Source organism: Agarivorans sp. DSG3-1, assembly GCF_046774965.1.
GTDB lineage: Bacteria > Pseudomonadota > Gammaproteobacteria > Enterobacterales > Celerinatantimonadaceae > Agarivorans.
Genome location: NZ_CP177241.1, coordinates 93477 through 103889 on the forward strand (window position 1 = coordinate 93477; position 10413 = coordinate 103889).

The 10413-nt window shown below is 45.1% G+C and carries 14 protein-coding genes; 2 read left to right on the forward strand and 12 right to left on the reverse strand.

Going from position 1 to position 10413, the window contains the following annotated elements:
- Window positions 1-92: 92 nt before the first annotated feature.
- Window positions 93-416 (forward strand): isoamylase early set domain-containing protein, encoded by a 324-nt coding sequence (locus tag ACLD71_RS00440; protein WP_137674897.1) that lies wholly within the window; start codon window positions 93-95, stop codon window positions 414-416.
- A 61-nt stretch (window positions 417-477) separates the two neighbouring features.
- On the opposite strand, the gene rplS is transcribed toward ACLD71_RS00440, so the two are convergent.
- Genes rplS through rpsP form a run of 4 tightly spaced genes read right to left on the reverse strand, consistent with a single transcriptional unit; the run spans window position 478 to window position 2442 of the window.
- Window positions 478-831, reverse strand: a complete 354-nt coding sequence (gene rplS, locus ACLD71_RS00445) for a 50S ribosomal protein L19 (protein ID WP_137674896.1) — start codon at window positions 829-831, stop codon at window positions 478-480.
- Window positions 832-859: 28 nt separating this feature from the next.
- Window positions 860-1633 (reverse strand): tRNA (guanosine(37)-N1)-methyltransferase TrmD, encoded by a 774-nt coding sequence (trmD, locus tag ACLD71_RS00450; RefSeq protein WP_373681418.1) that lies wholly within the window; start codon window positions 1631-1633, stop codon window positions 860-862.
- A gap of 8 nt (window positions 1634-1641) precedes the next feature.
- On the reverse strand, window positions 1642-2172 hold the full coding sequence (gene rimM / locus ACLD71_RS00455; protein WP_411992344.1) for a ribosome maturation factor RimM: 531 nt from the start codon (window positions 2170-2172) through the stop codon (window positions 1642-1644).
- Between the two features lie 24 nt (window positions 2173-2196).
- Window positions 2197-2442, reverse strand: a complete 246-nt coding sequence (gene rpsP / locus ACLD71_RS00460; RefSeq protein ID WP_016401327.1) for a 30S ribosomal protein S16 — start codon at window positions 2440-2442, stop codon at window positions 2197-2199.
- 301 nt (window positions 2443-2743) lie between these two features.
- Between rpsP and yjjG the strand changes: the two genes are divergently transcribed.
- Window positions 2744-3421 (forward strand): pyrimidine 5'-nucleotidase, encoded by a 678-nt coding sequence (gene yjjG / locus ACLD71_RS00465; RefSeq protein ID WP_411992346.1) that lies wholly within the window; start codon window positions 2744-2746, stop codon window positions 3419-3421.
- Here the strand turns inward: yjjG and ACLD71_RS00470 are convergent.
- The 8 genes from ACLD71_RS00470 to urtA all read right to left on the reverse strand — a co-directional run bounded on the left by ACLD71_RS00470 (window position 3387) and on the right by urtA (window position 10395).
- Complete coding sequence (locus ACLD71_RS00470; RefSeq protein ID WP_411992348.1) at window positions 3387-3626, reverse strand: ribosome alternative rescue factor ArfA; 240 nt, start codon at window positions 3624-3626, stop codon at window positions 3387-3389. The two genes, yjjG and ACLD71_RS00470, sit on opposite strands and share 35 nt — an antisense overlap.
- 189 nt (window positions 3627-3815) lie before the next feature.
- On the reverse strand, window positions 3816-4172 hold the full coding sequence (locus ACLD71_RS00475; RefSeq protein ID WP_411992349.1) for a zinc ribbon domain-containing protein: 357 nt from the start codon (window positions 4170-4172) through the stop codon (window positions 3816-3818).
- 12 nt (window positions 4173-4184) lie between these two features.
- On the reverse strand, window positions 4185-5420 hold the full coding sequence (gene fmdA, locus ACLD71_RS00480) for a formamidase (RefSeq protein WP_137674891.1): 1236 nt from the start codon (window positions 5418-5420) through the stop codon (window positions 4185-4187).
- 39 nt (window positions 5421-5459) lie between these two features.
- Window positions 5460-6149 carry an urea ABC transporter ATP-binding subunit UrtE gene (urtE, locus tag ACLD71_RS00485; RefSeq protein WP_411992351.1) on the reverse strand — a complete coding sequence of 230 codons (690 nt, stop codon included), beginning with the start codon at window positions 6147-6149 and terminating at the stop codon, window positions 5460-5462.
- A gap of 10 nt (window positions 6150-6159) precedes the next feature.
- Complete coding sequence (gene urtD / locus ACLD71_RS00490) at window positions 6160-6924, reverse strand: urea ABC transporter ATP-binding protein UrtD (RefSeq protein WP_411992353.1); 765 nt, start codon at window positions 6922-6924, stop codon at window positions 6160-6162.
- Window positions 6911-8134, reverse strand: a complete 1224-nt coding sequence (gene urtC, locus ACLD71_RS00495; RefSeq protein ID WP_411992355.1) for an urea ABC transporter permease subunit UrtC — start codon at window positions 8132-8134, stop codon at window positions 6911-6913. Before urtC ends, urtD begins: the two co-directional genes overlap by 14 nt.
- A gap of 5 nt (window positions 8135-8139) precedes the next feature.
- Window positions 8140-9066: an urea ABC transporter permease subunit UrtB gene (gene urtB, locus ACLD71_RS00500; RefSeq protein WP_303512410.1), complete on the reverse strand. Its 927-nt coding sequence runs from the start codon at window positions 9064-9066 to the stop codon at window positions 8140-8142.
- A gap of 66 nt (window positions 9067-9132) precedes the next feature.
- Window positions 9133-10395 carry an urea ABC transporter substrate-binding protein gene (urtA, locus tag ACLD71_RS00505; protein ID WP_137674887.1) on the reverse strand — a complete coding sequence of 421 codons (1263 nt, stop codon included), beginning with the start codon at window positions 10393-10395 and terminating at the stop codon, window positions 9133-9135.
- Window positions 10396-10413 lie beyond the last annotated feature (18 nt).

Here is a 10413-nt window from a genome sequence, read left to right on the forward strand (position 1 = left end):
AATCAACTATTGACCGAGCTCTCACTTATTTGAAAGAATCAAGCTTGGTCACATTGTATACGGATTTATATTATCTCTCGGAGGAGAAAACCATGCCGTTGAAAAAGCAATATCTAAAGTCCAAGCCAGAAGTAAAAGTTACCTTTGAAATTGAGAAGGAAGCAACTCAAGATGCCGAGCAAATATTTTTGCTGGCAGAGTTTAATGAGTGGCAACCTTTAGAGCTAAGTAAACTTAAGAATGGCAAATTTAAGGTAGTAGTGAATGTACCTACTGACCAACAAGCCAGTTACCAATTTAAATACAAGCTATGTTTAGCTGATGGCGTAGAAGCATACGACAATGATTGGGAAGCTGATGCCTACCAAGCCAATGGTGTAGACGGCGATAACTCTGTATTACAGTTAGCCCAATAACTCATTTTCAGATATAAAAAAAGCCCGCAATTGCGGGCTTTTTGTTCTCGAAGAAGTAGACTTACTTAGTCGCCAACTTTTCTTTAATACGTGCTTTCTTACCAGAAAGTTCACGTAAGTAGTAAAGCTTAGCACGACGAACGTCACCACGACGCTTAACAGTAACACTCTCAACTAGCGGGCTATGAGTTTGAAATGCACGCTCAACGCCTTCACCGTTTGAAATTTTACGTACAGTAAATGCAGAGTGTAAACCACGGTTACGCTTAGCAATTACCACACCTTCAAACGCCTGTAGACGCTCACGGTCACCTTCTTTTACTTTTACCTGAACTACAACTGTATCACCAGGTGCGAACGCAGGTACGTCTTGCTTCAATTGCTCATCTTCGAGCTGTTTAATAATATTGCTCATTACTATTTTCCTAGAATTAACTGAAACTTTATTTATTATCCAAGGGCTTCTGCTCTTGGATGAACTCAGCAAGAATCTTTTCTTGCTTGTCAGTCAGAGCTAGATTCTCCAATAACTCCGGTCGCCTCAAGTAGGTTCGCCCAAGTGCCTGTTTGTGCCGCCACTCTTCGATTTTTTTATGGTTACCACTTAGCAATACCTCGGGTACTGCCTGCCCATCCAAAACTTCTGGACGAGTATAATGTGGACAATCCAACAATCCATCAGAGAATGAATCCTGCTCAGCTGAAGCTTTATCCCCCAGTACTCCCGGAATTAACCGCGAGACGGCGTCTATCATATTCATTGCTGGCAGCTCACCACCACTTAACACATAATCACCAATCGACCATTCTTCATCAACTTCGGCTTGAATCAAGCGTTCGTCAATGCCTTCATAGCGACCAGCAACTATTATCAGCTTTTGCTGTTGAGCTAACTCTATTACTCCGTCTTGCTTCAAGGTACGCCCTTGCGGTGACATATAAATCACCTTTACCCCATCACCAGCAGCCTGTTTAGCAGCATGAATTGCATCCCGTAAGGGTTGCACCATCATTAACATACCAGGGCCACCGCCGTAAGGTCGGTCGTCCACCGTACGATGACGATCGTGGGTGAAATCACGAGGATTCCAACACTCAATCTTAATCAGGCCGCGTTTAACCGCACGCCCAGTTACACCATACTCGCTTATAGCAGAAAACATTTCCGGGAATAGACTTACTATTCCCACCCACAATTGTGGTGTTTGCTCAGCCATAATGGAACCTAGAAACTAGGATCCCAATCAACAGTAATAGTTTGAGACTCGCGATCGACGTTATCAATTATCTGAGACTCTACAAACGGAATTAACCGTTCTTTTTTGCCAAAGGCATCTTTCAAATTGGCTTTCACAACCAAGACATCATTCGAGCCAGTTTCCATTAAATCGGTTACCTGCCCTAAGTTATAGCCACCGCGATTAACCACTTGCATGCCTATAAGGTCACGCCAGTAATATTCATCTTCAGCTAGCTCTGGTAGGTCTTGTGGCAAAGCCGCAATATCCATTCCAGTTAAACTCTGTGCTTGTTCTCTTACATCAAAGCCCGCGAGCTTAACGATGAAAGATTTGCTGTGTCGCCGCCATTCTGTCACTTCAATTGAAGTATATTCGCCAGAACGACCTATCAACCAAGGTTGATAGTTAAATACAGCTTCTGAATCATCGGTGAATGAGTTAACTTTAAGCCAACCTTTAATACCGTAAACGGCACCTAAGCGACCTACCACGATGGGCTGTTCTGTATTGCTCATCTTAACTCCACCAAAAAAACTGAATTATGCTGCTTTAGAGTCTTTGATTAGCTTAGCTACACGGTTAGAAACCGCAGCGCCTTGGCCAACCCAGTGATCAATGCGGTCTTGTTCCAAGCGAATACGCTCTTCTTGACCTTTGGCGATCGGATTGAAAAAACCTAATTTCTCAATAAAGCGACCGTCACGTGAATTACGGCTATCAGTAACAACTACTTGATAGAATGGACGCTTTTTTGCGCCGCCACGTTGCAAACGAATGGTAACCATATCGTCCTCATACTAGTTAAAAAATTTAAGGTCCCGAAATGGGATCCCCGCTAATTGAAGCCGCGGAATTGTACTCCTTTTTAGCTTAATTGCAAGCCATACCCCGCTTTAGCGGCAATCTAAATACACCGCTTCTTGCCGACTTTAATAAGTGTGGTAATTCCATCGTGATTCAGCACTAAAAAAGCCGAAGCACATCAAGCCACTAGCTAGATGCAGACAACAACTCAGCGGGCTTTGACTTAAACTAAGACTTGCACCAACATAAGCGTCTTTTTGCAGATATGTAGGCGATAAGTTTATGCAGTACCAGTGGATATTGTTTGATGCCGATGAGACGTTGTTTCATTTTGATGCCTTTGCTGGCTTACAATTAATGTTCTCGCGTTACGGTGTGAGTTTTGAACAGCAAGATTACCAACACTATCAAGCCCGTAACCTGCCACTTTGGGATGCCTACCAAGCAGGCCAAGTAAACGCTGAGCAGCTGCAACAGCAGCGCTTTGAATACTGGGCTAATAAACTAGAGCAACACCCTCAGCAGCTTAATGACGCCTTTCTAGAGGCTATGGCGGATATTTGTAGCTTATTGCCTGGTGCTAAAAACTTGCTTGATGCCTTAAAGGGCAAGGTGAAGATGGGCATTATTACCAACGGGTTTACCTCTTTGCAAAATATTCGCTTAGAGCGCACCGGCTTAACTGGGTATTTTTCACCGCTGGTTATATCTGAACAGGTAGGTGTAGCCAAGCCACATAAAGACATTTTTGAACATGCATTTGAACAAATGCAGTATCCAGAGAAACATAAGGTATTGATGGTTGGGGACAACCCGCATTCAGATGTACAAGGTGGCTTAAACGCTGGTATTCATACCTGTTGGTTAAATAGACATGGGAAAGACAGACCGGCAGGAATAGAACCTCATCATGAAGTGAGCTCGCTTAAGCAGCTGCAAACCCTGTTAGAGGCGGCCTAACTTTACGCACGCTTAAAAAGTCAAAAGGGGCATAGCCCTTCAGCTTTTGCCCCTTTCGGTTGTATGACCCTTTGCCTTTCTTAGGTCTTTCTACTTTTGCTTTAAATAATGGACTGGTTACCAGTGCCTTTATCGCATTGTCATTTATTTGCCCTCGGCCATGCTCATGAGCAAGCACCGGCTTGGCGGCATTTTTATTAGCCATAATATCCTCATTTAACGGTGTAATTAAGTGCCTAATTGGTCACTTGCTGCGCAGTATATCGTAAACCGGCATAAACCCAAATCATCTTCACTTCCTCAAATCTGTTTTTACCCTTAAGTACTCGGATTAAACCTACCCACTAAAAAAGTAGGCCGAAGCCTACTTGAAAACAACTCTAACTAGCCAAGATTAGTGACTAATCATCCAGGGCCGCATAGACGGGAACATCTTCTCCCCACTGGCGGTATAAAACAGCTTTGAGCCTCCGCGTTTAGTATGGGTACAACCACAACCTTTTTTCACTTTCTCGGCATTTTCAGCTCTTGTATCTGCCGTTGAATGTTGCGGTTCGTGCCGCGCTTGCTCGTTTCTCTGTATGGCTTGTTTGGTTTCTGCCGCCATATCGAGTACCGAGGGTGGCAACATAATCACCCTTGCAGACAAGGCGTCACACTTCGGACACTTAGCTGGCTTAGCACTATCGTCCATTGCGGCTAATTCATAAAACAAACCATGTTCAGCACATTTATAGTCATAAACTGGCATAGTTCACCTCGCTTACTTATCTAGGTCAGGCGCTAAAGGCATATCAACGCTACCATCTAGGTACTTGGTTGGGCCGTCGGCATTAGGCTTAATATCAAACTCAAAGATGTCAGTTGGCAACCACAAGGTGGCACACGAGTTTGGTACGTCAACGACTCCACTTAAGTGGCCTTGTACAGGTGCGGTTCCCAACAGCGAGTATGCTTGCGCCCCGCTATACCCAAACTTCTTCAGATACTCAATGGCGTTCAAGCAAGCTTGACGGTAGGCCACGTTGGCATCGAGATAATGCTGCTTGCCGTTTTCGTCAACCGAGATACCTTCAAAAATCAGGTAATCATCGTAACGAGGCGCAATTGGGCTTGGCTTGAAGATAGGGTTTTTAATCGCGTACTTAGACATGCCGTCTTTAATTAAGTTAACCCGTAAGTGGATCCAACCGGCCATTTCAATCGCACCACAAAAAGTGATTTCGCCATCGCCTTGGCTAAAGTGCAAATCACCCACTGACAAACCAGCGCCTTTTACATAGACTGGAAAATAGATTTTTGAACCGCGAGATAAATCTTTAATATCACAGTTACCGCCATGTTCGCGCGGTGGTACTGTTCTTGCGCCTTCTTCAGCGGCGACTTTGGCTTCTTCTGGCTTCATGTTACCCATATGCGCGGTAGGCGCATAAGGCAATGCGGCTAACATAGGTACTCTGTCTGGATTGGTATCAAACAGTTCTTTTTCACGGCGGTTCCACTCGTCTAACATCTTCTTGTCAGGTAAGCAGCCAATTAAACCAGGGTGAATTAAACCCGCAAACTCAACACCCGGAATGTGCCGAGATTTGGTGAACATACCATTGAAGTCCCAAATCGATTTTTGTGCTTCTGGAAAGTGTTCATCCAAAAAGCCGCCACCGTTTTGCTTTGAAAAGAAGCCGTTAAAGCCCCACTGCGAATCGTCAAAGGTACCAATGTCTAGAATATCGACTTCGAGCAAATCACCGGGTTCCGCGCCTTCTACGCCTACTGGACCAGATAAAAAATGCACCTGAGATAAATCAACATCACGCACATCGGAAGCGTCGTCGTCATTTTTGATTTGCCCGCCAGTCCAATCTACACACTCTAGAATAAAGTCGTCACCGGGCTTCACCGTTGCGGCCATTGGAATATCTGGATGCCAACGGTTATGTAGCTTTTCGTTGTCGTATGCTGATTGTTTTAGGTCAATTTTAATGATTGTTTCTGCCATGGTCTTTCTCCTTGAATGTAAACTTCACACACTGGCCGTTTAAACCGACAAATATGCGGCAACTTGTTGTTCATCAACCTCGTCACGCTGAACGTCGTGAACGATTTGTCCTTTCTCTATCACCAATATTCGGTCTGCCACATCAAGGGCAAAACTTAATACTTGTTCCGATACCACTATCGACAAACCACGTTGGTCGCGGATTTGCTTTAGTGTTTTGGCCATGTCTTTAATGATGGAAGGCTGAATACCCTCGGTTGGTTCGTCTAACAGCAACACGCTGGGGTTGCTGGCTAGCGCTCTGGCAATCGCTAACTGTTGCTGCTGCCCGCCCGACAAATTGCCGCCTCGGCGATGGCGCATCTCCCATAACACCGGAAAAATACTGTATAAGTCGTCGGGGATTTTGCTGGAGCCAATACTGGTTAAGCCTGTTTCTATGTTCTCTTGCACCGTCATGGTGGAAAAAATCATTCGCCCTTGCGGCACAAAGCCAAGGCCAGAAGCCACTCGTTGATGACTTTTTTGCTCACTTAGCGATATTCCCTCTAGCTTTACTTCACCAGAACGGCTTGGAATCATGCCAATCAAAGACTTCATCAAAGTGGTTTTACCCATGCCATTTCGGCCAAGAATTGCCACAATTTCGTTCTTCTTCAGGCTAAAGTTCATTCCTGATATCACTTCACTTTGACCATAAGCCACGTGGTAATCTGTTAGTTCCAACATCGCCTTCTCCTTAATGACCTAAGTAAACTTCAATAACTTTGGGATCGTTCTTCACCCGCTGCATCGAGCCTTCAGATAGCACCTTTCCCTGGTGCAACACGGTCACCCGATCTGCAATGTCTTCGACAAATTGCATGTCATGCTCAATCACCAGCACCGAACGCTGCTTAGTGATGCTTTGTAGCAACTCCGCAGTTAGCTTACGCTCGGCCACTGACATGCCCGCTACTGGCTCATCAAGCATCAATAACTCAGGGTCTTGAATCAGCAACATGCCTATTTCTAACCATTGTTTTTGGCCATGACTGAGTAAGTCGGCTTGGTCGTGAAGCTTGTCTGTGAGAAACACCATTTCTGCAATTTCTAGAATCTTGTCTTGTACTTCCTGGTCACGTTTAAAGGTTAAAGCGCCCCAAACGTTACGGCCCCGAGGGTAAGATATTTCTAGGTTTTCAAATACGCTTAGGTCTTCGTATATCGATGGTGTTTGAAATTTTCGCCCAACCCCTGCGTGCACAATTTGGTGCTCTTTAAGCCTGGTTAGCTCCTTTTTCTTAAATTTAACAGAGCCCTCAGTGGCTTTAGTTCGGCCACAAATAAGGTCTAACACCGTAGTTTTACCCGCGCCATTGGGACCAATAATGACTCTGATTTCTTGCTCTTCTACATATAAAGACAAATCATCTACCGCTTTAAATCCGTCAAAGGACACCGTTAAGCCCTCAACACTTAGTACAAAGTCTTTGTCGCTAGTTTTTTGATTAAGCTGGGACATTGCGGCTCTCCTCAAGTGATGATGACAGGCTAGACGTCACTGGTTCTTTAGCTGGAGTGGTGGTTTGTTCTAAGGTTGGCGCTGGCGGTGTTAGCCCCACTTTTTCACGATTAATAAAGTGCTTAAACCAAGGTTGAATGTAGGTTTGATACAAGCCGGCTAAGCCGTCTGGAAACGCTAATACCACGCCAATAAACAGCGCCCCCATGGCAAATAACCACAGCTCAGGAAAAGACTCTGAGAAGCTGGTTTTGGCTAAGTTAACCAATAAAGTGCCGTATACTGCGCCCAACAGCGACAAACGTCCGCCTACCGCACAAAAGATCACCATTTCAATCGACGGAACGATGCCTACAAACGAAGGCGACATAAAGCCCACCTGCAGAGTAAACATTGCGCCACCAATAGCCGCAAATGCTGCACCTATACAAAAAACAAAGATTTTGAAGCTTGCGACGTTGTAGCCAGAAAAGCGCACTCGGTCTTCTTTCTCGCGCATCGCCACCAGCAGACGACCCAACTTACAGCGTTTGATATACAAGGCTACGAACAAGCACGCAAATAGCAAAGCAACGTTTACGAAGTAAAGAAGATACTGAGCAGATTCGGTACGAATGTCCCAGCCTACAAAGGTGCGTAAATCGGTAATGCCGTTTACCCCGCCGGTATACCCTTGCTGGCCAATAATCAAGATGGTGAGAATAGCGGCAATGGCTTGGGTAATAATGGCGAAGTACACGCCACCGACCCGTCGTGTGAACATCGCAACACCAATGATAAAAGCAAATAACACCGGTACCGCAATCACGGCCAATAAGGTAAAGCTTAAGCTATGGAAGGGTTGCCAAAACCATGGCAACTCGGTGAGCTGATTCCAATCCATAAAATCGGGAATACCAGGGGTAGACTGAATGGCAGTGGCTTCTGGGTTTGAGGCTTCCAGCTTCAAAAACATCGCCATGCAATACCCACCTAAACCAAAAAATACCCCTTGGCCTAGGCTTAAAATGCCACCGCATCCCCAACACAACACCAAGCCAATCGCGACAAAAGCGTAGGTAAGGTATTTACCGATTAAATTCAGCCGAAAAATATCTAATGCCAAAGGTAAAACAACCAATAAAATTACAGCCAATAACAGGTACTTCCACCAATCTATTGGGCTACTATTCTGCGCAGGCGCAGCACTAATTTGTGATGACATCATCATTCTCCCTAACGACGAACCTTGAGCGAAAACAAACCTTGTGGGCGCAGCATTAAAATGCCGACCACGGTCAATAAGGTGAGAACTTTAGCCATTGAACCACTAAGGAAAAATTCCATGGTGGATTGAGCTTGTGAGATGGTAAAGGCAGAGGCTACTGTGCCAAGTAAGCTAGAAGCGCCACCAAATACCACCACTAAAAAGGTATCTACAATGTACAATTGTCCGGCGGTAGGTCCGGTAGAGCCCACCATGGTAAAGGCCGAGCCAGCGACGCCTGCAATACCGCAACCTAAAGCAAAGGTATAGCGGTCCACCTTCTCGGTATTAATGCCCACAGCGCCAGCCATAGCGCGGTTTTGTACTACTGCGCGGGTTTGTTTACCCAAGCGTGATTTTTGCATCAACAAGTAAACGCCAATAGTGATAAAGATGGTAAGCACCATGACAAATATGCCGTTAATGGGCACTTCAATAATGTCGGTGATGGCGTAAGATCCCATTAACCAATCAGGTAAACTCACCCCTACCTCTCTGGCACCAAATACGGTGCGGTAAAGTTGCTGCAAAATTAGGCTTAAGCCCCACGTTGCTAATAAGGTATCTAAAGGGCGCTTGTACAAATGGCGAATCATTGCCCACTCTACAAAAGCGCCTAAGGCTCCGGTGACCACAAAAGCCAGCAACATGGCAATAAAGAAGTAGCCGTCAAATAAGCTAGGTAAATAGGCGCTAAATAGCTGAGAGGTAAGGTAAGTGATGTAAGCACCGAGAATCATAAATTCGCCGTGCGCCATATTAATCACACCCATTTGGCCGAATATAATGGCCAAACCTAAAGCCATAAGAACAAATACAGAAAATAAAATTAGACCGGCAAATCCCTGCATGGCGAAAATGGCGGTAAGCTCTGAGCTGGTATAATCGGCAAACATCTTGTGTTCCTCATTAAAGCTATAGAAAAGGAAGGTGACCTAGCTAACTAGGTCACGAACACGTGGTTACTGATAACCTTTAGGGAATGGGTTTGGCTCAATCAGGTCTTCTGTTTCATAAACCACTTCATACTGGCCATTTGGCAAGGCATGACCGATACGTGTTTTAGACCATAAGTGATGGTTTTCATGTACCTTCACGTAACCTTCTGGTGCAGTGGTAAGTTCAAGATTTGGTGACGCAGCGCGTACTTTATCAATATCAAACGAGCCGGCTTTTTCTACTGCGGCTTTCCATAACCATGGGCCTAAGTAAGCCGCCTGAGTTACGTCGCCAATCACAATATCGTCACCCCAGCGCTTCTTAAAGGCAGCAACAAACTCTTGGTTATTTGTGTTAGTCAGGCTTTGGAAGTACTTCATTGCCGCGTAAGCACCCTGCATGTTTTCGCCACCTATACCCAAAATTTCATCTTCGGTTACTGAGATAGTCAGAACCAATGGTTTCTCTTTGGTCATATCAATGCCAGCCGCTTTAAGTTGCTTGTAAAAAGCCACGTTAGAGCCACCCACCACAATCGCGTAGATAACATCAGGTTTTTTCAGTTTGATTTTGTTGATAACAGAGTTAAATGAGGTGTGACCTAGCGGGTAGTACTCTTCGCCAACGACCTTAAGGCCTAATTTATCAATGTGCTTACGAGCAATTTTATTAGAGGTACGCGGCCAAATATAATCCGAACCTAACAAGAAAAAGCTTTTAGCATCTTTGGTTTTGGTTACCCAATCGATACCAGCAATAATCTGCTGAGTGGCTTCTTGACCCGTGTAAATAACATTCGGCGACTGCTCCAAACCCTCATAAAATGTAGGGTAATAAAGCATGCCATTGTATTGTTCAAACACTGGCAGTACCGCTTTGCGCGATGCCGATGTCCAACAACCAAATACCGCAGCGGCCTTATCTTTTACTAATAGTTTTTTAGATTTTTCAGCAAAGGTTGGCCAGTCGCTGGCGCCATCTTCTTGCACATATTCAATTTGACGACCCAATACGCCACCCATAGCGTTAATCTGCTCAATCGCCAACATCTCTGCTTGTACCGAACCCGTCTCACTAATGGCCATGGTGCCAGTGATGGAATGTAAGATACCTACCTTCACGGTATCGTCTGTCACCGCTAAACCGGTGGTATTCACATCGGCGGTGCTCATGGCTGCGGCTAAACTTAGCTGTGACACCAACATCGCTGCTGGCAATGCCATCATTCCTTTTAAAATGTTCCGGCGTAGCACATTGCTTAAGCCTGATTTATTAAGTTTTTGCATAGTGATAGTCCCTGCTGA

Excerpts from the sequence above, each read along its gene's own strand:
- ACLD71_RS00440 (WP_137674897.1), top strand. The coding sequence starts at position 93 with ATGCCGTTGAAAAAGCAATATCTAAAGTCCAAGCCAGAAGTAAAAGTT.
- rplS (WP_137674896.1), bottom strand. The coding sequence starts at position 831 with ATGAGCAATATTATTAAACAGCTCGAAGATGAGCAATTGAAGCAAGAC.
- trmD (WP_373681418.1), bottom strand. The coding sequence starts at position 1,633 with ATGGCTGAGCAAACACCACAATTGTGGGTGGGAATAGTAAGTCTATTC.
- rimM (WP_411992344.1), bottom strand. The coding sequence starts at position 2,172 with ATGAGCAATACAGAACAGCCCATCGTGGTAGGTCGCTTAGGTGCCGTT.
- rpsP (WP_016401327.1), bottom strand. The coding sequence starts at position 2,442 with ATGGTTACCATTCGTTTGCAACGTGGCGGCGCAAAAAAGCGTCCATTC.
- yjjG (WP_411992346.1), top strand. The coding sequence starts at position 2,744 with ATGCAGTACCAGTGGATATTGTTTGATGCCGATGAGACGTTGTTTCAT.
- ACLD71_RS00470 (WP_411992348.1), bottom strand. The coding sequence starts at position 3,626 with ATGGCTAATAAAAATGCCGCCAAGCCGGTGCTTGCTCATGAGCATGGC.
- ACLD71_RS00475 (WP_411992349.1), bottom strand. The coding sequence starts at position 4,172 with ATGCCAGTTTATGACTATAAATGTGCTGAACATGGTTTGTTTTATGAA.
- fmdA (WP_137674891.1), bottom strand. The coding sequence starts at position 5,420 with ATGGCAGAAACAATCATTAAAATTGACCTAAAACAATCAGCATACGAC.
- urtE (WP_411992351.1), bottom strand. The coding sequence starts at position 6,149 with ATGTTGGAACTAACAGATTACCACGTGGCTTATGGTCAAAGTGAAGTG.
- urtD (WP_411992353.1), bottom strand. The coding sequence starts at position 6,924 with ATGTCCCAGCTTAATCAAAAAACTAGCGACAAAGACTTTGTACTAAGT.
- urtC (WP_411992355.1), bottom strand. The coding sequence starts at position 8,134 with ATGATGATGTCATCACAAATTAGTGCTGCGCCTGCGCAGAATAGTAGC.
- urtB (WP_303512410.1), bottom strand. The coding sequence starts at position 9,066 with ATGTTTGCCGATTATACCAGCTCAGAGCTTACCGCCATTTTCGCCATG.
- urtA (WP_137674887.1), bottom strand. The coding sequence starts at position 10,395 with ATGCAAAAACTTAATAAATCAGGCTTAAGCAATGTGCTACGCCGGAAC.